Genomic DNA, 23,743 nt, shown 5'->3' on the forward strand with positions numbered 1-23,743 from the left:
GCACAATATGGAGAGCGGTCCACGACAACGGAACCCATGATCAGGAGCCCCCATGGAATCTCATTTCTGGGAAGAAAAGTGGCACAAACAAGAGCTGGGGTTTCACCTGCCGTTCGTGAACCCGGTACTCAAACGTAACCTGCCGGCCTTTGACTTGCCGGCCGGATCCCGGGTTTTCCTGCCGCTGTGTGGCAAGACGCTGGACATGGGCTGGCTGCTGGAACAAGGCCACCGGGTGGTGGGCGCCGAGCTGAGCGAGCTGGCGGTGCGCCAGCTGTTCGAGGAACGGGAAGTGGAACCCCAGGTGGACGACTGGGCCGGCGGACGCCGTTGGCACCACGGGGATCTGACGGTGTTCCAGGGCGATCTGTTCGAACTCACCGCCGAGCAATTGGGCCCGGTGGATCTGGTCTATGACCGGGCCGCTCTGGTGGCCCTGCCCGAGGCCATGCGTGCCCGCTATGCGCCCCATGTTTGCGAGCTGTCCGGCGATGCGCCGCAATTGCTGATCAGCTTTGAATACGACCCGGCGGAAATGGCTGGCCCGCCGTTCCCGGTGTTCGCCGGGGAAGTGCGGCGCCTCTATCAGGATCAGGCGCGCTATGCCCTGTGCGAACTGTCTCGTCAGGACGTCATCGAGAAGCAGGACCATTTCAAGGCCGCCGGCGTGACCGCCTTTGTACAGGTGGCGTGGAAGCTGATTCCGCTGTCCGTTTGAGCGGAGAGGGGATGTGCTTCACACGCCCTGAATATCCAGGGCGTTGTGAATCAGCACCACGCATTGGGAGGCGAACAGCATTTTCGGACCCAGGCTGATTTTCTCGGCCCCCAGCCGTTTGAGGCTGTTGAAGCTCTTTTTCGGCATGGGAATGTGGTCGGTGAGCAGGAAACAGGGGTTGTCGGGGAAATCCACGTCCTGGATCGGTTCGCCTTTCTTGTCCATGACATAAAGCTGGTAGTCGTTGGCCAGGTCCTGAACCAGCTTCTCGAAACTCAGCGTACTCACGGTAATACCCGGTGCCACCGTCCGGGTTTGTTCCTTGCCCATGCCCTGGGACACATCCAGGGCACTGGCGATCCTGTCCAGCAACGCCTGCTCGTGGAAGCCGCCGAGATCACGGATATCGTCGGCGACGAAAGCCACGGTGCGTGAATAGTCCTGAGTGCTTTCCAGTACCAGGTAGACGGTGACATCGTCGCGGTGGGACTGAGCAACGAACAGGGCGTTCATCAGACTATGCGCCAGAATCTCGGTATGGGCGGCCTGTCCCACGCCTTCGCGCAGGCGGCGACTGTCGGTGGGGGCGGCTCGGGCGCGCAGAACGAAGGTTCTCATGATCGTTGCTTCATGGTGATTGGGGCGGCTAGTGTCGGCGATTGTGCCGGGCGCGGCAATGCAACGCGCTTGCGGCGGAGAAGGGTTCCGGTGGTTCAGGCAACCTTGAAATCGATGGCCTGGACCTTGTCCAGATTGATCCGTTGCCGTGCCTGCCAGAGGTCGTAAAGGTCCTGCAAGGCCAGCCAGCTTTCCGGAGTTCGCCCCAGGGCTTTTGATAGGCGCAAAGCCATTTCCGGGCTCACGCCGCTGGCCCCGTTAAGGACACGACTGAGCGAGGAGGGAGAGATATCCAGCTTTGCCGCCAGCGCACGCACACTTAAACCGTGAGGTTCCAGGTAAACCTCTCGGATGAACTCACCGGGGTGTGGGGGATGGTGCATGTTCATCAGTGATAATCCTCGTAGTTCAACACATAGGCGTTGCCGTCCTTGAATTCAAAGGTCAGACGCCAGTTTCCGCTTACCCGGATGGACCAGCGCCCCTTTGCTTTTCCTTTCAAGGGGTGCAAGGAGAAGCCCGGAATATCCATATCCTCAATGACCGTTGCGGTATCCAGGGCGGCCAGTTGCATCCTCAGACGCTTGGCATGAGTGGTTTGAACACCGGCGGTGGAGCCGGTGGTGAAAAACCGCTGCAGTCCTTTGTGGCGGAATGATTTGATCATGGTGATGGATTATAAGATGTTGCGTGTTGCGCAACAAGGGTGCTTCGCTCCTCAGGCAAACCCCGTATAATCCCCCCGCGGGGCCGTCCTGGCCGGAATCAACTGAAGCAAGGAAAGAACCATGCCGTCCTTCGACATCGTTTCCGAAACCGATGAAGTGGCGCTGCGCCACGCCGTGGATAACGCCAACCGGGAGCTGGCCAGCCGCTTTGATTTCCGTGGCGTGGAAGCCAGTATCGAACAGAACGGGCTGTCGGTGACGCTGAAGACCGAATCGGAATTCCAGGTTCGCCAGCTCGAGGAGCTGTTCGCCAAGGCCTGTGTAAAACAGAATCTGAGCGCCGCCGGCGCCGACCGGGAAGACAAGCCGGTGCACAGCGGCAAGACTTTCTCCCTGACCCTGGCTTTCAAGCAGGGCATCGACCAGCCCACCGCCAAGAAGATCGTCAAGATGATCAAGGACAGCAAGATCAAGGTGCAGGCATCGATCCAGGGGGATCAGGTGCGGGTCAACGGCAAGAAGCGGGATGACCTGCAGCAAGTGATCGCCATGCTCAAGGAATCCAAGCTGGAACTGCCGCTGCAGTTCAACAATTTCCGCGACTGACCGGCGCCCTTGATAGCGGAGCGAAGTGCCATGTCGAATCAAACCAGGTCGGATCAAACCGTATCGGATCAAACAAGGGCGCTGGCCCGGCGGTTGACGCTGGTGTGGTTCGCGGTGCTGGCGGCGCCGCTGCTGGTGGGCATCGCCATCGCGTTGCTGGTGATCTACGGGCACTTCCAGCCGCTGGCGCAACTGGCGCCGGTGGATACCGCCCGCATGGTGGCGGTGGGTGCCATGGGACTGATGCTGGTGGTGGCGCGGCCCTTGCGGAAGGTGCTGCTGGCCCCGGAAACGGTGGCCGCGCGGCTGCTGAAGGATCCTCGGGCGAAAAGCGCCGAGGGCCAGGAGCTGGCGATGCTGAAGGCGCAAGCGGGAGCCTTCTCGTTCCTGGGCGTGATGGACCTGGTGTCGGTGCTGGCGATCGTGCTCAGTCTGGCCCACGCTGACGTCGTGCTGGCCCTGATCAACGGTATCTTCAGCCTGATCCTGGCGCTGGTGGCCAAACCGGATTTCGCCGCTCTGATCGATAACGTGGCGGCCGAGCTGCGCCGCCCTTCCTGAACACATCACACTAGTGCGCCGCGCACGCCGATTCGCCGCCAGGGCAGCTCCCACGGCCGCTTCGTAGCCACCTGTGGGAGCCTGCCTTGCAGGCGAAGGTTGTCCCAGCGTCAGACATCATTCGCCAGCAGGGCCGCCGCCATAGGGGCTTGGAAGGCGGCGCCTGCTCGGCGTCATCCCTCAATTGAACACTGTCCGAAACATCTTGTTAATGAACACCGTTTAATAAATCGGTCGTCCTGTGCCTAAATTAAACAACGTTCAAATAAGGGGAATGACAATGACACTCACAGGACGAACCTTCGGACATTGGTTGCTGGGACTGGCCTTGGTGATAGGAACGAAGATCGCGGCGGCGGCCGGGTTGATGACCCCGGCGGACGGCAGTGAGCCGCCGCTGAGCATCCGCGAGCAGCATGTCACCGTGGATGTGGAGGACGGTTACGCGGTCACCGAGGTGGAACAAGTGTTCCACAACCCCCACGACCGCGATTTCGAGGCCTGGTACAGCTTCCCGGTACCGCGCCAGGCGGCGGTGGCGGAGTTCACGGTGTGGATCGACGGCAAACCGGTCACCGGCGAGGTGCTGGAGAAACAAAAAGCCCGCGAGGTCTACGAGCAGGAGAAAGCCGCGGGCCGGGACGCCGGTCTGATGGAAAAGGACGATTACCGCACCTTCGATGTCTTCGTCAGCCCGGTACGGGCGGGCCAGGACACCCGGGTGCGGCTGGTGTATCTGCAACCGGCTTTTGTCGATACCGGCATCGGCCGTTATGTCTATCCTCTGGAAGAGGGCGGTGTGGATGAAGAGCGCCTGTCGTTCTGGACCGCCAACGACAAAGTGGAGCAGCACTTCACCTTCACCATGAACCTGCGCACCGGCTATCCGGTGGAGGCGGTGCGTCTGCCCAAGCACCCGCAGGCCCGGGTCAAACAGCTGGGACCACAACAATGGCAAGTGACGCTGGACAGCCGTGCCGGGGCCACCGAAGAGACGGAAGAGGGCGCGGTGCCCGCTGGTGAAGGCGAGGACCCGGCGTCGCCGGCGGCGGCCTTCCGGCTTGACCAGGATGTGGTGGTGTACTGGCGGCATGCGGCGGATCTGCCGGGCAGTGTGGACCTCGTGGCTTATCGTGCCGCCGGCGCCTCCCGCGGGACCTTCATGCTGAGCCTGACCCCGGGGGACGATCTGCAGCCGATCACCACCGGCAGCGACTGGGTATTCGTGTTGGATATCTCCGGGTCCATGCAGGGCAAGCTGGCGACGCTGGCCGAAGGAGTCAGCCAGGCGTTGGGTAAACTGCGCCCCGGTGACCGTTTCCGTATCGTTCTGTTTGATGACCATGCCAGCGAGCTGACCAATGGCTATGTGGTGGTGAACCCGGAGAACGTGCGTCATTACGTGAAGCGGGTTCAGGCCCTGGGCCCCCAGGGCGGCACCAATCTGTTCGATGGTCTGAAATTGGCGCTGCGGCCTCTGGACGCGGACCGGCCCACCGGCATCGTGCTGGTGACCGATGGCGTCGCCAACGTCGGTGTCACCGATCAGAAGAAATTCCTCGAACTGCTCGAGACCCATGACATCCGCTTGTTCACCTTCGTCATGGGCAACAGCGCCAACCGGCCGATGCTGACCGCGCTCACCGACGCCAGCAAGGGCTTCGCGGTAAACGTCTCCAACAGCGATGACATTGTCGGGCAGATTCTGCTGGCCACCAGCAAGGTCACCCACCAGGCCATGAACAATGTGAAAGTGGAGATCGACGGCGTGAAAACCGCCGATGTGACTCCCGAACGTCTGGGCACCGTATACCGGGGCCGCCAGATGGTGCTGATGGGGCACTATTGGGGCCAGGGCCCGGCGGAGGTGACGCTTACCGCCGAGGTCGGCGGCGAGAAACGCCGCTACAGAACCCGCTTCGAATTCCCCGCCAGCGGAGGCGACAACCCGGAGCTGGAGCGGCTGTGGGCCTATGCCACCATCGAGGGGATGCAGCGGGAGCTGAATAATTTCGGTGACAACGCGGACCTTCGTAACGGCATCATCGATCTCGGTCTGGAGTACGGCCTGGTCACCAACCACACCTCCATGGTGGTGCTGCGGGAGGAGATGTTCCAGCAGTACGGCATCGACCGCGATAACGCCAAACGCCGCGATATCGAACGTCTGGCCAAGGCTCAGCGCGAGCAGGTGACGCCGGTTTCCAATCGGGTTGATGGTTCGCAGCCGATGTTCAAGGGGCATCGCCCTTCCACGGGCGGCGGCGGTGGCGGTGCGTTCGGACCGCTGGCCTGGTTGCCGTTCCTGATTCTGCTGCTGGGTGGATGGTGGCGGCAGCGCCGCTGATCCCATCGGCTTTCTAGAAGCGAGGATCCGCGATAGCAGGTAACACCAGTTCCCTGACGTAAGAGGCGGGAGACAGCGCCAGCAGGGAACGCACCATGCTTACCACGTCGTGCAGCGGAATCAGCGTACCATCGCCCCGCTGCGCGGCCTGTTCACAAGGCGTGGTTAACGGATCATCGGTGTTGAGGTGTCCCAATTGCAGGCAGCTGACCGCGAGGCCTTGCCCACGGAAGCCCTCGCGCAGCGCTTCGGCCATACCACGCAGGGCGAACTTGGAAGCACCGAAGGTTACTTCGGGGCGGCCGCTGCCGGGTAACCCTGAAGTGGAACCGGTGAGCAGAATCCGTGGCGCGGTGGCTTGCAATAAAGCCGGCAACAGCGCTTTGATCACCAGGAGAGTGGCGGTGATGTTGACCGCCACCAGATGCTGGATGTCATCGTCCGGATCGTCGAGGAAACGGTAATCCTCCTCAAAGGCACGGTTTTCCCACAGGCCCAGATTGTAGATCAGCACGTCGAGGCCTTCCTTTTGCACGGCTTTCGCCAGATGGCGGGCGGCCTGCGCGGGTTGGCCGGCATCCGCCGGGACCCAGTCGACAATCACATCGTCGCGCCGAGGCAGCGGATCGGGCACGGTTCGTGAGACGCCTATCAGTGTATCGCCGGTATTCCCCAGCCCATCGATGAGTGCCCTGCCCAGCCCCTGGCTCGCGCCTATGATCATGATTCGCATCGCATTGCTCCTGATAGCCAATTTTCTCGGTGCCGCAGGGTAAAACCTCAACTCCGCTTTAGGTCAAGTGTGGCAAGGACCGGCCGTTGGTGGGGCTTGCCGATGATCGTGAGGAGGATGTGAATGGCCGGGCCGATGTCGTCGGTGCCGCTGGGTGGTGGACTTGGGGTGTGTTGGGAGAATGCCCTGATGGCATGCTACATTGATGCGGATTTCCTGGCGCGGAGCGCGCCCTGGCTTCAACGACAACCAAGCGGGACCTGATCATGACTATATCCGTTGGCGATAAACTGCCCGACGTCACCATCAAAACCAATGGCGCCAAAGGACCGGAAGACTTGCCCACCGGTGATTTCTTCAAAGGCCGCAAGGTGGTTTTGTTCGCCGTTCCCGGCGCTTTTACCCCCGGCTGTTCCGTGACCCACATGCCGGGTTTCGTGGTGAACGCTGATGCGTTACTGGAGAAAGTGGACGCCATCGCCTGCATGGCGGTGAACGACGCTTTTGTCATGGGCGCCTGGCAGCAGGACCAGAACGCCGAACACATTACCATGCTGGCGGACGGCAACGCTGAGTTCACCCGTGCCCTGGGGCTGGAATTGGACGCCAGCGGTGCCGGGCTCGGTATCCGCAGTCAGCGTTTCGCCCTGATCGCCGAGGATGGCGTGGTGAAGTATCTGGGCGTGGACGCCAAAGGCGTGGACAAAAGCAGCGCGGAAACCGTGCTGGCTCAACTGGGTTGATAGTGTTCGCTGGCATCGCGCGGTGCCGGCGAACCATGAATATTGTGTAAAAACACCAGCCCGAAGGCGGTCCACGAATGGGGATGCCACTAAGGATGCGGCATAATTTTGGGCTTTCAGGAAAAGAGGTGGGTACATGGAACAGATCGAAACATTCATCAATGAGAACCTGATGCCATACGCCTGGAGTTTCGCCATGGCGGTGGTGGTCTTCGTCATTGGTATCTGGGTGGCCAAGCGTATCTCCAACTGGTGCAAAGGGCTGCTGAACAAGCGCCTGGACCCGACGGTGGCCAATTTCCTGGGTAACATCATCCACATCCTGCTGTTTGTCTTCGTGGTGATCGCCGCGCTGGATCAACTGGGTGTCGAGACCACCTCCCTGGTGGCCATTGTCGGTGCCGCCGGTCTGGCGGTGGGTCTGGCACTGAAGGATTCCCTGGGCAACTTTGCCGCCGGCGTCATGTTGATCATGTTCCGGCCTTTCCGTGTCGGGCACTATGTGGAAGTGGCCGGCACCTCCGGTACCGTGAAGGAAGTCCGGATTTTCGCCACCATCCTCAACACGCCGGACAACAAAGTGGTGACGGTGCCCAACGGTCCGATCATTGCCGGCAATATCGTCAACTACTCGGAAATGCCCACCCGCCGGGTGGACATGGTGTTCGGGGTTGGCTATGACTCGGATCTGAGCAAGGTGAAGCAGATCCTGCAGGAAGTGATCGCGGAAGACGAGCGCTGCCTCAAGGATCCGGCGCCGACCATCGTGGTCGGCGAACTGGCGGACAGCTCGGTGAATTTTCTTTGCCGTCCCTGGGTGAAGAACGCGGACTACTGGGGTGTGCTTTGGGATATCACTGAGAAGGTAAAACGCCGCTTCGATGAAGCGGGCATTAACATCCCCTTCCCGCAAATGGATGTGCACCTGAACAAGGTGGATGGCTGATCGTTGAGTGGCCGGTTGCCTGACGGCGCCGGCCCGGAACCGGAGAAGAGCGATGAAAGTGTGGGGCCGCAAGGATTCCACCAACGTGAAAAAGGTGCTGTGGTGCGCCGATGAGCTGGGGCTGGATGTGGAGCATCAGCCGCTTGGTGGCCGTTACGGCGGGCTGGATGAGCCGGTATATCGGGAAATGAATCCGAACGGCCTGATTCCCTGCCTGCAGGATGGCGACCTGGTGTTGTGGGAATCCAATGCCATCGTTCGTTATCTCGGCGCTCAGTACGGCGCCGGCCGGGTGTACGCCTCGGATCCGAAACGCCGGGCCGGCGCGGACAAATGGATGGATTGGGCTTCCACCACCCTGGTGGGTGCCTACAAGGACTGGTTCATCAACCGGGTACGCCGAACCGCGGAGACTCGCGATTCGGCGGCCATGGAACGGGGACTGCGGTTTTTACGCGAGCAACTGGCGGTGGCGGACCAGGCTCTGGCCAGCCAGCCCTACCTGTCCGGTGATGACTTTGGCATGGGCGATATCCCGCTGGGCTGCCTGAGCTATCCGTGGTTTGAGCTGGATGACCAGCGCCCGGATCTGCCTCATCTGGAAGCCTGGTATCACCGTCTGGCCGAGCGCCCCGCTTATCGACACCGGGTGATGATAGAGATCACCTGATTCCCTTCCTGTCCTGTCGGCCCGCTCTGGCTGACAAGCGATCCTTGCTGGAACAGAAACAGGTTCGGCGCGCCGGTCAGGGCGCGCCAATCTTGTTGTTTTTTGCTCAATCCTGTTACGCGGTTCTCCTGATAGATGAGATAAAAGTCACAATTCGGTTACAGCCGCTGACAACGGAAACCGCGGAGTTACCTGAGCACGCGCCGTTAACATGACGTAAATCACATTCTACATTTTTTCATAGCCACCCTTTGTACATTCGTTCATTCGAGGTTCATCGGTTTTCAGGGGGACGGGGAGCTCAACCCTGGTCACTGGATGACCTGAATTTTTCGAACAATGGTTACTCAATGAGGGTGGAAGCGATGATTACGTCCATGGCAAGAGGCCTGCTACTGTGCTTGATGGTGGTCGCCCTGGCCGCCTGTGGTGGCAGTGGCGGTGGTGGTGGCGGCGGTACGCCGAACGATCCGAACAACCCGGGAACCCCGAATAACCCGGACAACCCCGATAACCCGGACAATCCGGATGACCCTGATAACCCGGACAATCCCGATGATCCGGATGATCCCGACAACCCTGATAACCCCGACGATCCCGACGAGCCGACTCCTGAAGAAGAAGCGGAGTTGTTGACGCTGATCGATAGCAACAACCATTTCACCGCTTCTGTTTGTCCTGGTGCTCTGATCGACTCCAATCTGGGCGATGCGATTGATGTTCTGACTTGTCAGAATGAAGCGCTTGAAAACATTTCCCTGAGCAACGACAACTTGCTGGGCCTGTTGTGTGCCAACGCGGTAGCGGACACCGAGTCCGGTCTGCTGGGTAGCGCCACCAATCCAGACTTCCTGCAAGCCTGTGTATTGGAAAGCGGCACTTACCTGAAGAACACCATCACTGGCTTGCTGGACGGTACCAGCCCGGTGACCCAGGCACTGTGTCCGGCTAACTCCCAGGACGCGGACGGCAACCCGGTGACCTGTCTGGTCGAGGTGCTGCAGTCCACTCCGGATACCATCCAGGGCGTGGTCGGCCTGCTGGGCTGCGAAGACATGATGAACCCGCAGACCTGCCTGACCGGCGTGGCCAACAACCTGGCCAGTGGCGAACTGCTGCTGGGCACCGTGAACACCGTTTCCATGGCGTTGTGCCCGGTGGCCACCAATGCGTCCGAGTTCAACCCGCAAGCGTGTCTTACCGAAGTGCTGGGCGCGGTAACCACCGTGGTTGGCCTGGGTGGCAACTGTGAAGATGGCGAGAACCAACTGACTTGTCTACTGGATATCGGCGAAGGCCTGGGCCCGATCGCCGATGCCGTTGGCGGCATTCCGGTTCTGGGCGATCTGCTGGGCGGTCTGCTGGAAGGCGGCCTGCCGCTTCCGGGCGACGGCTCCGATCCGCTCACCAGCCTGCTGGAAAACCTGGGCATGCTGGGTGATCTGACCGGCGAGATTCCGGTTCTGGGTGATATCATTGGCGGTATCCTCAACGGCGATATCGGTGGTGACGGCGGCCTGCCGCTGGATCTGGAAGGTCTGCTGGGTGGTCTGAGCGGTGGCGATCTGGAAGCCGTGACCGGCCTGCTGGATCAAGTACCGGTGCTGGGCGACGTGCTGGAGCAAGTACTGGGCGCGCTGACCTGCGAATCCGGTAATCCGCTGTCTTGCCTGGCCGGTGCCGGCGACCAGCTGTCCGGTCTGACCGGTCTGCTGGGTGAGATTCCGGTGCTGGGTGACGTACTCGATCCCCTTCTGGCCACCTTGCTCGGCCTGGCCGACGGTGGCTTGGGTGGTGGTGACGGCAACCCGCTGGATATGCTCACCGGCGCTCTGGATCAGATCCCGGTACTGGGTGATCTGTTGAACCAGATACTGGGTACTTTGGGTGGTGGTCTGCCTGGCGGTGACGGCGGTTTCGAGCCTGATCTGTCCTTGCTGGAGAATATTCCGGTGCTGGGCGATCTGCTGACCGGCCTGCTGGGCGGCGCGCTGGGCGGTGACCTGGATCTGGACGGCCTGCTTGGTGGTGTCCTCGACGGCCCTGTCGGTGACGGCGGTGCCCTGGTTCCGACCGTGGGTGACCTGCTGGAGCAAATCCCGGCCCTGGGTGATCCGCTGGCCGGTCTGCTGGAAACCCTGACCGGTAACGATGAGAGCCTGCTGAAGCAGCTGTTGAGCCCGATTGAGGACGCCCTGCAGGACGTTCCTGTTCTGGGTGACCTGCTGAGCAGCCTGCTGGACCTGCTGTTCGGCTGGACCTGATACCCAGTCGATTCGCAACGAAGCAAAAAACGCCCCGGGAAGCGATTCCCGGGGCGTTTTCTTTTGGGGCAACGAGGCAAGGCACATCGCGGTGTTGTCCCGCCATTATGGAACGGCAAGATTCCCACGGAAGGGACTACGAAGCTCCCACAGCCGCTCTCTAGTGCAGGCGCTGATCTTCCGGACTGAAGCGATGCGGCGGCAGGGTGATGCTGAGCACCCTTGGCCCCAGCATGCGGGTCTCGCCCTGGTAACGTTCGCCACCGGTGACGGTGAACTCGAAGCTGTAGCAGCGCAGCAGGCAAAGCCCTCGGCCCGGATCGCGGCGTACCCGCACACGGCGCAGCGCCACGGTTTCGTCCAGCAACATCACGTCTTCTCTCTGGCAATACCGGCGTGTGGCCAGCAGGGCGCTTTCGCGAATCTTCTGGGCGCGCCAGAACAGGGCCGCGGCGATACACAAGGCGCTGAGCAAAAGCAGGTCCGTGAGTTGCAGATTCATGCTATGTCCGTCAGTTTGGTGATTACCCCGGTATTCACTCCGGGTAAAAGCGCAGTCAATGGCTTCCGGGAAGCCAAGTGAGGTGCTCATGCTGGCCTGGTTGAAACGCTGGTTCCACCGCCCCCCGTCAGCGCCGCCGGAGGAAGACTCCGGCGCCGCCCATGCCGGTGACGAGCCGGAGGATCTACATCGCGGCCGTCACCGTCTGAAGGAACGGTACACCAGCCATTGGGACCTGGACTACCTCAGTCAGGAAGATCTGGACGAGTTGTTGGGTGACGATGATGATAAGGACCGCCCGGGCAGCTCGAACCGCCGCTGACCGGTTAATTCTTCAGCCGGTAGCCGGTTTTGAAGATCCAGTGGATCCCCCCCACGCACAGCACCATGAACAACACGGTCATGCCCAGGCTGATACCGACATTGACGTCGGCGACGCCATAAAAACTCCAACGGAACCCGCTGATCAGATACACCACGGGATTAAACAGCGTTATCGTTTGCCACACCGGCGGCAGCATGTTCACTGAATAGAAAGTGCCGCCGAGAAAAGTCAGTGGCGTGACGATCATCATCGGAATGATCTGCAGCTTCTCGAAGCCGTCCGCCCACACCCCGATGATGAAGCCGAACAGACTGAAGGTCACCGCGGTGAGTACCAGAAACGTCACCATCCACACCGGGTGGGCGATGTGGAAGTCCACGAACAGCCGCGCGGTGGCGAGGATCAGCAGGCCGAGAATGATTGACTTGCTGGCGGCGGCGCCGACGTAACCGGTGACGATTTCCACGTAGGACACCGGCGCCGACAGTACTTCATAGATGGTGCCCGAGAAACGCGGCATGTAGATGCCGAAGGAGGCGTTGGAAATGCTTTCGTTGAGCAGCATCAGCATGATCAGGCCGGGAATAATGAAAGCGCCGTAGCTGATACCGTCGATCTCCACCATGCGGGAGCCAATGGCGGAACCGAACACCACGAAATACAGCGAGGTGGAAATCACCGGCGAGGCGATGCTTTGCAGCAGCGTGCGCCAGGTGCGGGCCATCTCGAACAGATAGATGGCGCGAATGGCGTGGAAATTCATGCGGACTCCCTCCCGGGTGTGGTTTCATCATGGCGCGACTCATGGACCAGGTGCACGAAGATGTCCTCCAGAGAGCTTTCCCGGGTACGCAGATCGCGGAATTCGATGCCGTTGTCCTCAAGTTGACGCAATAACGGCGCGATGCCACTTTGCTCGTCGCGGGCGTCGAAGGTGAAGGTGATCTCCAAGCCGTCCTCGGACAGCGTCAACGGCAGGGCCGACAGGGCTTCGGGGATCCGCGTCAGCGGCGTCACCAGCTGCACATGCAGTTCGCGCTTGCCCAGTTTCTGCATCAGCGCGTTCTTTTCGTCCACCAGTACCAGCTTGCCATGGTTGATCACGCCGATACGGTCGGCCAGTTCCTCGGCTTCCTGAATGTAGTGGGTGGTCAGAATGATGGTGACGCCGCGCTCGCGCAGTTGTTCCACCAGTTGCCACATATCCCGGCGCAGCTCCACGTCGACGCCGGCGGTGGGTTCATCCAGGAACAGGATCTCCGGTTCATGGGACAGTGCCTTGGCGATCATCACGCGCCGCTTCATACCGCCGGACAACGCCATGATCTTGTCATTGCGTTTGTCCCACAGGGACAGGTCTTTCAGTATCCGTTCAATGTGAGCCGGATTACGTGGCTTGCCAAACAAGCCGCGGCTGAAGGTCACCGTTGCCCACACCGTTTCGAAGGCGTCGGTGGTCAGTTCCTGTGGCACCAGGCCAATCTTTCCGCGCGCCGCCCGGTAGTGCTGCTGGATGTCGAAACCGCCAGCCAGCACGGTGCCGGCGGTGGGGCGGACGATGCCGCAGATGATGCTGATCAGGGTGGTCTTGCCGGCGCCGTTGGGGCCAAGCAGGGCGAAGATTTCCCCTTTATGGATGTCCAGGTCGAGTTGTTTCAGCGCCTGGAAACCCGAGTCGTAGGTCTTGTTGAGATTTCTGACCGAGATAACCGTATCCACGGAGGCTCCTTGTGATGAGGCTTTGTTTCTGGTCGAAGCGGCTCGAAGTAAATCGACGATACCACCACGGTATTGCGAATTCAGAAAGAAAAAGCTACAACCTCAAGCATTGTTAAGGTCAAAGGTGAATCATGGAAAGGCTCAATGCCGATAATGTGGGCAAGGCGCTCACCGTGGGCCAGGTGGCCGAACGCACCGGCCTTGCGGTGTCCGCCATTCATTTTTATGAAGCCAAGGGGTTGATCCAGAGCCGCCGCAGCAGTGGCAATCAGCGGCGCTATACCCGTGACGTGCTGCGGCGGCTGGCGGTCATCAAGATTGCCCAGCGAACCGGCATTCCGCTGGCGGAAATCGCCCAGGCGCTGGCCACCCTGCCGGAGGAGCGTACCCCCAATGCCAAGGACTGGGGGCGCCTGTCGGCCCAATGGCGCGAGGATCTGGACAAGCGCATCGAGCGGCTGACCCTGCTGCGGGATCAACTCAGTGGTTGCATCGGCTGCGGCTGTCTTTCCCTGTCCGCCTGTCCGTTGCGTAACCCCATGGACGAACTGGCGGAAGAAGGCAGCGGTGCCCGTCTGGTGGACCCGGACTGAACCGGGCTCACCGTTCCCGGCATTGGCTCTCCAGAATACGCTGCTGGTTCTCCTTGTCGAGAATCGGGAACAGACTCCGGCTGACCCGGATCACGCCGACCTTCCAGGTACGATCGGTCAGACAGACAAAGTGGCGGCTGTCTTTGTAGCCTTCCCCATACAGCGTGCTCTCCTCATGGCTCTCGCTGTAGCGGAACAGCGGTGTGCGGTGGCCGGTGAACAGAACCATGGTGCGGTCCCCGGGGCCATGGTAGTAGCGCACCTGGAAGTCCGCGCCCGGCGGTGCCAGCAGTAACAGCAGCGCGGAAAAGGCCAGGGCCGCCGTGATGGTGAACATCAGCCCGGGCCGCCGTCCGCGCAATTGGCGAATAAACAAAAGCGCGGTGACGAGGGTGGAGGCCGCCGTCAGCAGCGCCAGTAGCCAGGGCAGACCCCAGATCTGAGCGCCGGCGGCGCTGATGTCATCACCTATGGTCCGGTAGCCCGGGGCCAGATAGTCCCAATCCAGCAACAGCGACAGCAGGGTCACGGCGGCCCAGCCCAAAGTCGCCACAATGGCGAGCATCAACCCCGGTGCCGGACGATAGAGAGGCGATTCGACGGCACGCTCATTGCTCATGGCGGCACTCCAGTCGTTCGCTGTGAATGTAGGTGCCCTCGGGCAGCACCACCTTACAGGGCAGCTTCGCCTGCGCCAGGAACCGGTTTCGCTCCCGGGTTTGACGCTCGAAGCCGCCAGGCGGCAGCATCAGGCCCAACGAGCAGATTTCCTCCGGCGGACCGGCCATGTCCAGGCGGATCGGTTCGCCGCGCCACTGCCGGGCCAGGTCGTAGAGCGTCTCCAGAGCGCTGTCGTGGCTCACCATCCAGGGCATCACGTACAGTGCCTGACACAGGGCGTTGGTGTCCCGCCTTGGCGCCAATATGGCGGTGAACATGGGCACGATCGGCGGCAGGGGCAGGGTCTTCTCACTGAACTCGAACTGCTCATAGACCTTCCGAACGGCCTTGCTCTGTCGTTTGAAACGTTCTTCCCGGGGCAGCTTGTCCATCTCGGCGCCCAGCATTCTTTGCTGGTGGTTGAAAACTCCGGCACCGGTGGCCCGGCGCAGCAGGGTAATTACGTGCTCAGAAGGTTCCGGATCGGTGTAGAAGCGGGCCAGCGCCACGCAATCCCGAGGGTCTTCCGCCTGGCTGGGCAAATTGGGCAGATTGACACTGATAATGCGCCGGGACACATCGGTGGCGCCTTTTGGTGTCGTCGCCCAGAGCCGGGATAGAAACAACTGCAGCACGGCGCTGTCCGCTGGCACCGCGAGCCCTTGCTTCTTGAGAAAACCCGCGTAGTCCGCGTCGCAGTGGAGATTGGCCGCGGTGTAGTCGAATGCCCGGTAGCCGCCGGTCTCGCGCAGGTGGGAGACGGACATCGGATCTTCCCCGCGCCAGCCAAAACCGGTGTCTTCACGTGGTGTCTCCACCGGTACAAGGTCGGTCAGGCCCAGTTTGAACAGGGCATAGCGTTGATACCATTGGGCGTCGCCGGGCTGCAGCCAAGCTTGGACGTGTGGCCGGCTGCCGAGCACCAGAGCGATGTCCGCCAAGGTGAGCGGGGCCGGGGAGGCCGGATCGGTGTGCAGCAGTTTCGCCAACGCCCCGCGCAGTGGCTCGCCCACATCGGTCAGTTGCAGCGCGAGCCGGCCTTTCTCGGCGTGGTGTTGATCAAGCAAGGCCCTGGCCCCGTCGGCATCGCCCCTCACCAGAGCGCCTTCCAGCCCGTCCAATTGCGCCATCAATTGATGGCGGAAGCGCAGACATTCCTCGATTCCGCCGGTGCGCGACTCGGTCAGGGCCTCGGGCGTGCGCCAGCGATAACGCTGCTGGAAACGAAACAGGCCCCGGGCTTCCACCCGCTCTTAAATACAGGCCGTGGGGCCGGGAGCAGGCTCATTGAAGTTCACCAGCTCGGTGGTCATGGACTGACGCCGCCAGCCTTCACCCGCCAGTTCCGGCAGAGAGCGGAGCGATACGGTGATCCCTTCGCCGCTCCAGTCCAGCTGTACCAGTCTTATCGGCGAGGCGGCGAGCATCAGCAGGGCAGCCCCGCCCAGTACCAACAGCAGGCCGAGCAGACGGCGGCGCCATAGCAGCGTCAGCGCCAGGACCAGGAGAACGGCGGCAAAAAAGAGATCAACGCCGGCCTGGGCATAGCGGTCCAGGAAAAGCGGGGAGGCGGTCCTGGCGGTGGTCCAGGCCAGTCCCGCCAGGATGGCGGCCACGACCAGACACAGCAGGGCGGTGATGCGGGACCAGATGGGGGTGATGCGCATGCGGGCTCCTCTCCCTCAGCCCCGGTGAATAAGAGCCCTTGAGCAGGCTTCAGGGCGGCGAGGCGAATGGTATTGAATGATGGTCGCACTGGCCACCCGCTGCTGTCCCGGAAAGGTAAAAAGAGCATGCTATGCTGCATGGCGATGTCGAGTACCTTACATTGCGTGAGAACGGATGTTGGAGGGACCATGAGTATTCTGCAGCTTCCCCAGGCGGTGCCCACGGCGCTACTGATGGATTGGCACGCCACCCTGGTGGATACCCATGACGCCATGTATCACGCCATCGACGATGTGCTCCCCCGTCTGGAAGCACTGGGCCTGCGTGACCGGCTGTTGACCACTGAGCAGTCCAAGACGCTGGAAGACGCCCGTTTGGTCAAGTACGTCCGTGACCACCATCGACTGCATCCGAAAATCACCGCCCAGCGCAAAATCTCGCGCACCGATATCTTCGAAGTCCTGTTCGGTTCGGATCAGGACGCCAAGGCCCGCATCCACGCGGCTTTCGACGACTGCTACAAGAAGTACGTGGACGATGTTCATGCGTTGGAGGGGGATACCACCTCGCAACTGCGCCGGCTGCGGGAACTGGGCATCCCCATGGGCATCATCAGCAACCGTAAAAGGGACTATCTGGAGCACGAATTGAGCCGGTTGGAGGAGGGGGCCTGGATCGAGCTGTTCGACGTGATCGTCTGCGGTGACGACGTGGCCCACCGCAAGCCCGCCCCGGATATGATTCTCGAAGCCCTACGACGGCTTGGGCAGGAGCCCGGCCCCACCTGCTGGTATCTGGGCGACAGCACCACCGACGTGATCGCGGGCAAGGAAGCCGGCGTCACCGCCGTGTTCTACAACGGCGCCCAGTGGTCGCAGTCCTGGCTGGACAAGATCTTCCCCGGTTCGCCACGCCACCCCCACCGCCCGGATGCGGTGGTGACCCGTTTCGGGGAGCTGGTGCGGCTGGTGCGTGACATGGTGGCCAACGGCAAACGGGTCCAGCGGGCGGCGGAAGCGGCCTTCACTCCTCCTGAAGGCAGACTTAGGGAAAACTGAATTGTCTCCATTGGCCCGGGCGGGCAGTGTGATAGAGCCGGCCCGACGGCACGGCCCGGTGATGACAACAACAATTCAGTGATTGGGGCTGTGGATGCGTGCTTGGGCCCCAGGAGAAGTACACTATGACTCTGACTGCCCGTACGGCCGGTTTGGCCGCCTTCTGTCTGACGCTGTTCAGTGGTATCGCCAGCGCCGCCAATTTGTCTTACTCCTCTCCGTTTCCCAGCAACCACACCACCGTGGCCAAGGGCATTGAGCCTTTCGCCAAAGCCGTGGAGGAGGCTTCCGGCGGTGAGGTCAAGCTGACCGTCTATTCCGGTGGCGTGATGGCCAAGGGGCCGGCGACGCTGTCCACTATTCAGCGTGGTATCGTCGACTCCGGCCTGGTGGTCCCGGCCTGGGTCACCAGCCAGATTCCGGCCACCGATACCATTGCCTCGCTGATGCTGGCGGTAAGCGACGCCCGTGTCGCCGCGGCCGCCGCCAACGAGTATTACCTGTTGAAATGCCCCGAGTGCATGGACGAACACCTCAAGCACAACGCCCGCCCGCTGGCGTACTATGGTTCCGCTCCGTACCACTTTGAATGTCGGCAACAGCTCGACGGCCTGGAAGATCTGGCCGGCAAGCGGGTGCGTGCCACCAGCACGCCATTGGTGAACTGGGTGGAGCAATTCGGCGCCACCATCGTCGCGGTCCCCACCGAGGACATCTATCAGGCGCTGCAGCGTGGACAGGCGGACTGCAACGTCGGCCCGCTGGCCTACATGCACACGCTCAATCTGAAGGAAGTGGTGAAGTGGGTCAGTGATATGCCGTTCGGTTCCTATTACGGCGCCACCGTCCTGGAAGTGAACGACAAAACCTGGAAAAAACTTTCTGATGACGAGCGCGCGGTGATCTCGTCCCAGTTGGCGAAACTGGTTCGCGACGTCACCGAAGGCTACGAAGATGATTCCGCCAAGGCGCGTTCCGAAGGCGAAGCCGCCGGCGTGGTATTCGCCAAGCCTTCCGAAACCGAGAGCAAGAAGCTGGCCGATCATGTCGATAGCGAATTCCGGCGGGTGCTGGCGCTGGCCAAGGAGCGTGGGGTTGGCGGTGATGACCCGGCCGCTTTTCTCCAGGGGTTCCTGGACACTCTGAGCAAATGGGAAAAACTCGTCGCCGACCTGGACGGTGACTACGATGCCTATCAGCAGGCACTGCAAGACGAAATTTTCTCCAAGCTGTAGCCGATAGAGCGACGGGCGGCGCCTTCACCGGTGGCCGCCGTGTCCTCCCTTTTCAAAACGCCCTTTCAAGCCTCTTTTTTAAGGAAATACAATGAAGGCTCTCGACCGTCTGCTGATGCGGTTGGTGCAGGGGTTCGCCCTGATCGCCGCCTGCGCCATGCTGGTGATGATGGGCCAGGTGACGCTGGATGTGTTGTTGCGCTGGCTCGCCAACCACCCGATCGATGGCACCCTGGAACTGGTCGCCAACTATTACATGGTGGCGTTGATTTTCCTGCCCCTGGGGCTGCTGACCTATACCCGTGATCACATCACCGTGGAGCTGTTTACCCGGCATATGGGCGAGCGCCCGCTAGCCGGGCTCGATCTGCTCGGTAACGTGGTGGCGTTGGTTTACGTCGGCGTCCTGATCTGGATGGGGGCGCTGGAAGCCTGGGATATGACCCTGATCGGTGAAACCTGGACCGCCGGTGTTGGCGAGATCGTGGTGTGGCCGGCCCGTTGGCTGGTACCCGCTGGCGGTCTGCTGATGGCGGCACTGTTCCTGCTGCACGCGGTGGATGACCTGATCATGCTCGTTGCCGGTCAACGCTCACTGGAGCCGATCAATCCGTTCTCCGCGTGGGACCAAGACGACACCGTGGCCTGAGGAATTTGTCATGACCGATATGATGATCGGCCTGAGCGGCGTCGGCATTCTGCTGCTGCTCATGGCTTTGCGTGTGCCCATTGCGGTGTCCCTGGGCGTGGTATCCCTGGGGGGAATCGTTGCCCTGAGGGGGGTCGATCCGGCGCTGGGCATGCTGCGTGCCATGCCCTATGAATTCGGCGCCAGCTGGACCCTGTCGGCGGTGCCCATGTTTCTGCTGATGGGGGCGTTCGCTTACCATTCCGGCCTGACCCGGCTGCTTTACGACGCCGCCCGGCTCTGGCTGATGCGGGTGCCCGGCGGGCTCGCCCTGGCGACCAACTTCGGCTCCGCCGGTTTCGCCGCGGTATCCGGCTCCTCCATGGCCACCACCGCCTCCATGGGGAGACTGGCGATTCCGGAGATGCTCCGCTATGGCTATGACCGAGGGCTCGCCACCGGCACCGTGGCCGCGTCCGGTACCCTTGGGGCGCTGATTCCGCCCTCGATCCTGTTCATCATCTATGGCTGGTACACCGAGCAATCGATCAGCAAGCTGTTCCTCGCCGGAGTGATTCCCGGTCTGCTCACCGCCGTTTTTTTCGCCTCCATGATCGTGATCCGCTGCTGGCTCAATCCGAAGTTGGCGCCGCAACGGCATGAGCAGGTGAGCTGGGCGGAACGCATGGCCAGTCTGCGCGCGGTATGGCCATTGCCGTTGTTGGTGCTGGGCGTGCTCGGCAGTATCTACGGCGGTGTCGCCAGCCCCACCGAAGCCGGGGCTCTCGGAGCCGCCATGACACTGGCCATTGCGCTGCTGCAACGGCGTTTGCCCTGGCGTGCCTTTTGCGCGTCGCTGGCGGAAGCTCTGCGTACCACCGCATCGATTTTCTTCATTGCCATTGGCGCGGTCATGCTGACCCGCTTCCTGGCCATGGCCGGCCTTTCCACCGGATTGGTGGAGCTGGTGACGTCCATGGATATGACCGTGGCCTGGGCCTTGCTGGCACTGGTGCTGGTTTACCTGGTACTGGGTATGTTCCTCGATCCGCTGGGGGTGATGCTGCTGACCCTGCCGGTGTTCTTGCCAGTATTCCATGCCCTGAACATGGATCTGATCTGGATCGGCGTGCTGGTGGTGAAGCTGATCGAGGTCGGACTGCTGACGCCGCCGGTAGGCATGAACGTCTACGTGGTGAAGAGCGTGGTGGGTGACCAGGTGGCTTTGGGCACCGTGTTCAAGGGCCTGCTCTGGTTCCTGCTGTGTGAAGCGCTGTTGCTGCTATTGCTGAGCAGCTTCCCGCAACTGGCGCTATGGTTGCCGAACCTGGTGAGCTAAGGGACAAAGCTGGGATGATGATATTCGCCTGCGGGGCAGGCTCCTACAAAAAGCGCCGACGAAGCCGCTGTGGGAGTCTGCCTTGCAGACGAAGGCCGGTGGCAAACACAAACAGGAACGCTGGGCGTCAACTGGCCGGCCCTGGCGTCGCCAACAGATAATCCACCAACTCCCGGGCGAAGGTTGGTAGCGCTTCCAGTTCCCGCACACAGATTTTCATCTCCCGTTCGGCCCAGGCGTCGGACAGCTCGATGACATGGATATCCATGGACTGGGCCAGCCGGCGCGCCGCGGAGCGGGGCAGCAGACCGATGCCGGCATTCGCTTCCACCATGCGGCACAGCGCGTCAAAACTGGAAACCTGGACACGGATCTGGGTATCCAGGCCCAGCTCACTAGCCACCTGGGCCATGAAGGTGTGGATGGCGCTGCCGGAGTGCAGGGACACGAAGTCGTGGCCCAGCGCCTCCTTGAACGCCAGCCGCGCACGACTGGCCAGGGGATGGTTCAGGGCGGTGGCCAGCACCAGCCGGTCGCCGTGATAGGGAAGGGCTTGCAGGCCTTCGGTGGACACCGAGCCGGCGACGATGCCAATGTCGGTGGCGCCGTCCTGGACCGCCTTGACGATGTCGTGGCTGAGCCGCTCGCGCAGATCCATATCCACCCGCGGATGGTCGGACAGGAACCGGCCCAGCGCGGCGGGCAGGAACTCGGTCATGGCAGTGGTGTTGGCAAACAGGCGCACCCGGCCTTTGACTCCCTGGCCGTACTCCGCCAGATCGCCGAGCAGGCGTTCGCTTTGCTGCAGAATGCGCAAGGCGTTGCGCAACATGGCCTGACCGGCGGGGGTGAGTGTCACGCCCTGGCTGGCGCGGTTGAGCAGACGGGTACCGATGGCATCTTCCAGATTCTTGATGCGCATGCTCGCCGCCGCCAGGGACAGGCAGGAGCGTTCGGCGCCACGGGTCAGGCTGTTGGCTTCGGCGATATTGATGAACAGGCGCAGGTCCACCAGGTCGAAGAACAGCCGCTGCGTGGAGTTGGCCATCTCAGCTGAGCAACTGGCCGCCGTCCACCGCCAGCGTCTGGCCGGTGATCCAGCGCGCCTGCGGGGAAGCCAGGAACAGCACCGGTTCGGCGATGTCATCCGGCGCGCCAAAGCGGCCGAACGGGATGCCGGCCAGGATATTTTGATACAGCGTTGGATTATCGCGGCGGGCGTCGTCCCAGACACCGCCGGGAAATTCCACTGACCCTGGTGCCACCGCGTTGACGCGGATCCCGTCGCCGGCCAGCCGCAACGCCAGGCTGCTGGTGTAGTGACTCACCGCCGCCTTTACCGCGGCATAGGGGGCGGTGCGAACGGAGGGGTGGAATTGGGCGATGGAGGTCAGGTTGATGATCGACGCCCGGGAAGATTCCCGCAGATACGGCAGGCTAGCGTGACAGGCGCGCACCGTGCCCATCAGATCCACGTTCATGCTCATGCCCCAGCCGCTTTCGTCATCACCGCGTCCGAAGGCCGAAGCGCAGTTGACCAGTACGTCGAGCCCGCCGAGGGCTTGTGCCGCATCACGGATATAGCCGTCGATAGCGGTCTTATCACCCAGGTCGCAGGTGGCTACATGCAGTTCCCACCCCTTGGCGGCGGCGTCCTGGCGCAAGGCGTCCAGCGTCTCGGCGCCACGGGCGCAGACCGAGACCCGGGCGCCGGCCGCCGCGAACGCCAGGGCGATGGCGCGGCCGATGCCACGGCTGCCGCCGGCCACCACCACGCGCGTGTCGTTGAAATCGAATCCCATCTGTCTCTCCCTTTGATGCCGGCCAAACCGGGCCGATCGAGGGGTTACTGTACGCCGAAAGGGACGTCAGGACAGCCCCGTGGCAATACCGGCAGGTTGGTATGAATCGGCGTGGCTTCCGTGGCGCGGGTGTGCGGCAAGGCTCTTGAAATTTTTCTTGTGGCCACCATCATCCCTCACCACTGAAGGTTCCGTTCGTGGATTTTCTCAGTCACTGAAAAGGTTATTGAACACCCAGGCAACAGGCGGATCGTGCCGCCGCGCTGGAACTGATCGCAAATCTCGGAGGTGATTTGATGTCAGCACCGACGCTATCACGTCAGTCTTATCCCAGGTCTTTCCGGTCTGGAAACGACCCCTATCCCACCCGCCTTGCGCGGACTCCGGACCTTCCCTGGCTGCAACGCCGTGAGGCAGTGGTCAAAGGCGACGCCGGACAGGGCCCGCTGTCCGCGGATCAACTGGAGCGGTTTGAACGTCAGGGCTTTCTGTTCGAACCCGGCTTTCTCAATGCCGGCGAGGTCGCGGCGCTGCGGCGGGAAATGTCATCGCTGATGAATACGCCGTCATTTCGAGGGCGCCCTTTCACCATCACGGAGCCGGACAGCCGTGAAATCCGTTCTCTGTTCGCGGTGCACTTCCTGTCCCGGCGTTTCCGCCAACTGGCGGAGGACCCGCGTTTGATCGGCCGGGCCCGCCAGATTCTGGGCGGTGAACCCTATGTGCATCAGTCCCGGATCAACTACAAACCCGGCTTCAAGGGCAAGGGGTTCAACTGGCATTCGGACTTCGAGACCTGGCACGCGGAGGATGGCATGCCGGCCATGCACGCGGTCAGCGCTTCCATCGTGCTCACCGACAATCACACTTTCAACGGCCCTCTGATGCTGATCCCGGGGTCGCACAAAGTGTTCGTGCCCTGTCTCGGTGAGACTCCGGAAAATCATCATGAACAGTCATTGCAACGGCAGGAGATCGGTGTTCCCGGCGAGGCGATCCTGGCGGAGTTGATCCGGCGGCACGGTATCGAGGCGCCCACCGGTGCCGCCGGTGGTCTGCTGCTGTTCGACTGCAACACGCTGCACGGCTCCAACGCCAATATGTCGCCGGACCCGCGCAGTAATGTGTTTTTCGTCTATAACCGCCGCGATAACCGCTGCCAGGCACCGTTCGCCGCGCGCCGCCGGCGCCCGGAATTCCTGGCCCACGACCCGGACCGGGAGTGGACGCCGGACCTCTGATGCCGGACCCAAACGCAGAGGTAGCCACAAGGCCACTGTAGGAGCTTGCCCTGCAAGCGAATGGTGTTTCACGGCCTAAAGGATTCGCTTGCAGAGCTG

27 protein-coding genes are annotated in these 23,743 nt (G+C 61.8%); 15 read left to right on the forward strand and 12 right to left on the reverse strand.

Translation table 11 applies throughout. The annotated features are described in order from the left end of the window. Positions 1 to 52 precede the first annotated feature (52 nt). Positions 53 to 718 (forward strand): thiopurine S-methyltransferase, encoded by a 666-nt coding sequence (gene tmpT / locus CRO06_RS18115; RefSeq protein ID WP_026948753.1) that lies wholly within the window; start codon positions 53 to 55, stop codon positions 716 to 718. A gap of 18 nt (positions 719 to 736) precedes the next feature. On the opposite strand, the gene trmY is transcribed toward tmpT, so the two are convergent. The 3 genes from trmY to CRO06_RS18130 all read right to left on the reverse strand — a co-directional run bounded on the left by trmY (position 737) and on the right by CRO06_RS18130 (position 2,003). Further along, the gene (gene trmY, locus CRO06_RS18120; protein ID WP_097059072.1) at positions 737 to 1,336 is read right to left on the reverse strand and encodes a tRNA (pseudouridine(54)-N(1))-methyltransferase TrmY; all 600 of its coding nucleotides are present in this window, start codon (positions 1,334 to 1,336) and stop codon (positions 737 to 739) included. A 95-nt stretch (positions 1,337 to 1,431) separates the two neighbouring features. Next, positions 1,432 to 1,725 carry a HigA family addiction module antitoxin gene (locus CRO06_RS18125; protein ID WP_014996637.1) on the reverse strand — a complete coding sequence of 98 codons (294 nt, stop codon included), beginning with the start codon at positions 1,723 to 1,725 and terminating at the stop codon, positions 1,432 to 1,434. Next, positions 1,725 to 2,003: a type II toxin-antitoxin system RelE/ParE family toxin gene (locus CRO06_RS18130; protein ID WP_026948751.1), complete on the reverse strand. Its 279-nt coding sequence runs from the start codon at positions 2,001 to 2,003 to the stop codon at positions 1,725 to 1,727. The genes CRO06_RS18125 and CRO06_RS18130 overlap by 1 nt, the downstream gene beginning before the upstream one ends. 121 nt (positions 2,004 to 2,124) lie before the next feature. On the opposite strand from CRO06_RS18130, the gene CRO06_RS18135 reads away from it, so the two are divergent. From CRO06_RS18135 to CRO06_RS18145, 3 genes are all read left to right on the forward strand, one after another. Further along, positions 2,125 to 2,610, forward strand: a complete 486-nt coding sequence (locus CRO06_RS18135) for a YajQ family cyclic di-GMP-binding protein (protein ID WP_014996635.1) — start codon at positions 2,125 to 2,127, stop codon at positions 2,608 to 2,610. A gap of 30 nt (positions 2,611 to 2,640) precedes the next feature. After that, the gene (locus CRO06_RS18140) at positions 2,641 to 3,171 is read left to right on the forward strand and encodes a hypothetical protein (RefSeq protein ID WP_097059073.1); all 531 of its coding nucleotides are present in this window, start codon (positions 2,641 to 2,643) and stop codon (positions 3,169 to 3,171) included. 280 nt (positions 3,172 to 3,451) lie between these two features. After that, positions 3,452 to 5,518: a VIT and vWA domain-containing protein gene (locus CRO06_RS18145; RefSeq protein ID WP_097059074.1), complete on the forward strand. Its 2,067-nt coding sequence runs from the start codon at positions 3,452 to 3,454 to the stop codon at positions 5,516 to 5,518. Positions 5,519 to 5,531: 13 nt separating this feature from the next. Here CRO06_RS18145 and CRO06_RS18150 read toward each other — a convergent pair whose 3' ends face one another. Beyond that, complete coding sequence (locus CRO06_RS18150) at positions 5,532 to 6,251, reverse strand: SDR family NAD(P)-dependent oxidoreductase (protein WP_097059075.1); 720 nt, start codon at positions 6,249 to 6,251, stop codon at positions 5,532 to 5,534. 266 nt (positions 6,252 to 6,517) lie between these two features. On the opposite strand from CRO06_RS18150, the gene CRO06_RS18155 reads away from it, so the two are divergent. The 4 genes from CRO06_RS18155 to CRO06_RS18175 all read left to right on the forward strand — a co-directional run bounded on the left by CRO06_RS18155 (position 6,518) and on the right by CRO06_RS18175 (position 10,874). After that, positions 6,518 to 6,994, forward strand: a complete 477-nt coding sequence (locus CRO06_RS18155; protein WP_097059076.1) for a peroxiredoxin — start codon at positions 6,518 to 6,520, stop codon at positions 6,992 to 6,994. A gap of 136 nt (positions 6,995 to 7,130) precedes the next feature. Next, positions 7,131 to 7,940, forward strand: a complete 810-nt coding sequence (locus tag CRO06_RS18160; RefSeq protein ID WP_026948747.1) for a mechanosensitive ion channel family protein — start codon at positions 7,131 to 7,133, stop codon at positions 7,938 to 7,940. A gap of 52 nt (positions 7,941 to 7,992) precedes the next feature. Next, a complete protein-coding gene (locus tag CRO06_RS18165; RefSeq protein WP_055100342.1) occupies positions 7,993 to 8,610 on the forward strand; it encodes a glutathione S-transferase family protein in 618 nt (205 codons plus the stop codon). 377 nt (positions 8,611 to 8,987) lie between these two features. After that, on the forward strand, positions 8,988 to 10,874 hold the full coding sequence (locus tag CRO06_RS18175) for a hypothetical protein (protein ID WP_233917639.1): 1,887 nt from the start codon (positions 8,988 to 8,990) through the stop codon (positions 10,872 to 10,874). A gap of 160 nt (positions 10,875 to 11,034) precedes the next feature. Here CRO06_RS18175 and CRO06_RS18180 read toward each other — a convergent pair whose 3' ends face one another. Next, on the reverse strand, positions 11,035 to 11,376 hold the full coding sequence (locus CRO06_RS18180; protein WP_022997269.1) for a DUF3301 domain-containing protein: 342 nt from the start codon (positions 11,374 to 11,376) through the stop codon (positions 11,035 to 11,037). Positions 11,377 to 11,464: 88 nt separating this feature from the next. Between CRO06_RS18180 and CRO06_RS18185 the strand changes: the two genes are divergently transcribed. Then, positions 11,465 to 11,698 carry a hypothetical protein gene (locus CRO06_RS18185; protein WP_097059077.1) on the forward strand — a complete coding sequence of 78 codons (234 nt, stop codon included), beginning with the start codon at positions 11,465 to 11,467 and terminating at the stop codon, positions 11,696 to 11,698. A gap of 4 nt (positions 11,699 to 11,702) precedes the next feature. Here CRO06_RS18185 and CRO06_RS18190 read toward each other — a convergent pair whose 3' ends face one another. After that, positions 11,703 to 12,464 (reverse strand): ABC transporter permease, encoded by a 762-nt coding sequence (locus CRO06_RS18190; RefSeq protein ID WP_022997267.1) that lies wholly within the window; start codon positions 12,462 to 12,464, stop codon positions 11,703 to 11,705. Further along, positions 12,461 to 13,420 (reverse strand): ABC transporter ATP-binding protein, encoded by a 960-nt coding sequence (locus CRO06_RS18195; RefSeq protein ID WP_022997266.1) that lies wholly within the window; start codon positions 13,418 to 13,420, stop codon positions 12,461 to 12,463. The genes CRO06_RS18190 and CRO06_RS18195 overlap by 4 nt, the downstream gene beginning before the upstream one ends. A 131-nt stretch (positions 13,421 to 13,551) precedes the next feature. On the opposite strand from CRO06_RS18195, the gene soxR reads away from it, so the two are divergent. After that, positions 13,552 to 14,013 (forward strand): redox-sensitive transcriptional activator SoxR, encoded by a 462-nt coding sequence (soxR, locus tag CRO06_RS18200; protein WP_022997265.1) that lies wholly within the window; start codon positions 13,552 to 13,554, stop codon positions 14,011 to 14,013. Positions 14,014 to 14,020: 7 nt separating this feature from the next. Here the strand turns inward: soxR and CRO06_RS18205 are convergent, their stop codons facing one another. From CRO06_RS18205 to CRO06_RS18215, 3 genes are read right to left on the reverse strand one after another with little or no spacing between them, the layout of a single operon-like run. Then, positions 14,021 to 14,632: a hypothetical protein gene (locus CRO06_RS18205; protein WP_026948744.1), complete on the reverse strand. Its 612-nt coding sequence runs from the start codon at positions 14,630 to 14,632 to the stop codon at positions 14,021 to 14,023. Next, entirely contained in the window at positions 14,622 to 15,920 is a 1,299-nt protein-coding gene (locus tag CRO06_RS18210; protein ID WP_097059078.1) for a hypothetical protein, read from the reverse strand. Before CRO06_RS18210 ends, CRO06_RS18205 begins: the two co-directional genes overlap by 11 nt. 6 nt (positions 15,921 to 15,926) lie before the next feature. After that, complete coding sequence (locus CRO06_RS18215) at positions 15,927 to 16,340, reverse strand: hypothetical protein (RefSeq protein ID WP_097059079.1); 414 nt, start codon at positions 16,338 to 16,340, stop codon at positions 15,927 to 15,929. A gap of 189 nt (positions 16,341 to 16,529) precedes the next feature. Here CRO06_RS18215 and CRO06_RS18220 point away from each other — a divergent pair, with 189 nt between their 5' ends. The 4 genes from CRO06_RS18220 (at position 16,530) to CRO06_RS18235 (ending at position 20,601) form a co-directional block, all read left to right on the forward strand. Continuing rightward, positions 16,530 to 17,399, forward strand: coding sequence for an HAD family hydrolase (locus CRO06_RS18220; RefSeq protein ID WP_080531762.1), 870 nt, complete (start codon positions 16,530 to 16,532; stop codon positions 17,397 to 17,399). Positions 17,400 to 17,524: 125 nt separating this feature from the next. Further along, a complete protein-coding gene (dctP, locus tag CRO06_RS18225; RefSeq protein ID WP_063141254.1) occupies positions 17,525 to 18,634 on the forward strand; it encodes a TRAP transporter substrate-binding protein DctP in 1,110 nt (369 codons plus the stop codon). Between the two features lie 91 nt (positions 18,635 to 18,725). Beyond that, complete coding sequence (locus tag CRO06_RS18230) at positions 18,726 to 19,283, forward strand: TRAP transporter small permease subunit (protein WP_097059080.1); 558 nt, start codon at positions 18,726 to 18,728, stop codon at positions 19,281 to 19,283. Between the two features lie 10 nt (positions 19,284 to 19,293). Further along, positions 19,294 to 20,601 (forward strand): TRAP transporter large permease, encoded by a 1,308-nt coding sequence (locus CRO06_RS18235; protein ID WP_097059081.1) that lies wholly within the window; start codon positions 19,294 to 19,296, stop codon positions 20,599 to 20,601. Between the two features lie 127 nt (positions 20,602 to 20,728). On the opposite strand, the gene CRO06_RS18240 is transcribed toward CRO06_RS18235, so the two are convergent. Next, positions 20,729 to 21,649 carry a LysR substrate-binding domain-containing protein gene (locus tag CRO06_RS18240; protein WP_097059082.1) on the reverse strand — a complete coding sequence of 307 codons (921 nt, stop codon included), beginning with the start codon at positions 21,647 to 21,649 and terminating at the stop codon, positions 20,729 to 20,731. 1 nt (position 21,650) lies between these two features. Further along, a complete protein-coding gene (locus CRO06_RS18245; RefSeq protein WP_022997257.1) occupies positions 21,651 to 22,403 on the reverse strand; it encodes an SDR family NAD(P)-dependent oxidoreductase in 753 nt (250 codons plus the stop codon). 296 nt (positions 22,404 to 22,699) lie between these two features. On the opposite strand from CRO06_RS18245, the gene thpD reads away from it, so the two are divergent. Continuing rightward, on the forward strand, positions 22,700 to 23,644 hold the full coding sequence (thpD, locus tag CRO06_RS18250) for an ectoine hydroxylase (RefSeq protein WP_097059083.1): 945 nt from the start codon (positions 22,700 to 22,702) through the stop codon (positions 23,642 to 23,644). Positions 23,645 to 23,743: the final 99 nt, after the last annotated feature.

Source organism: Alloalcanivorax xenomutans, assembly GCF_900217905.1.
Taxonomy (GTDB): Bacteria; Pseudomonadota; Gammaproteobacteria; order Pseudomonadales; family Alcanivoracaceae; genus Alloalcanivorax; species Alloalcanivorax xenomutans.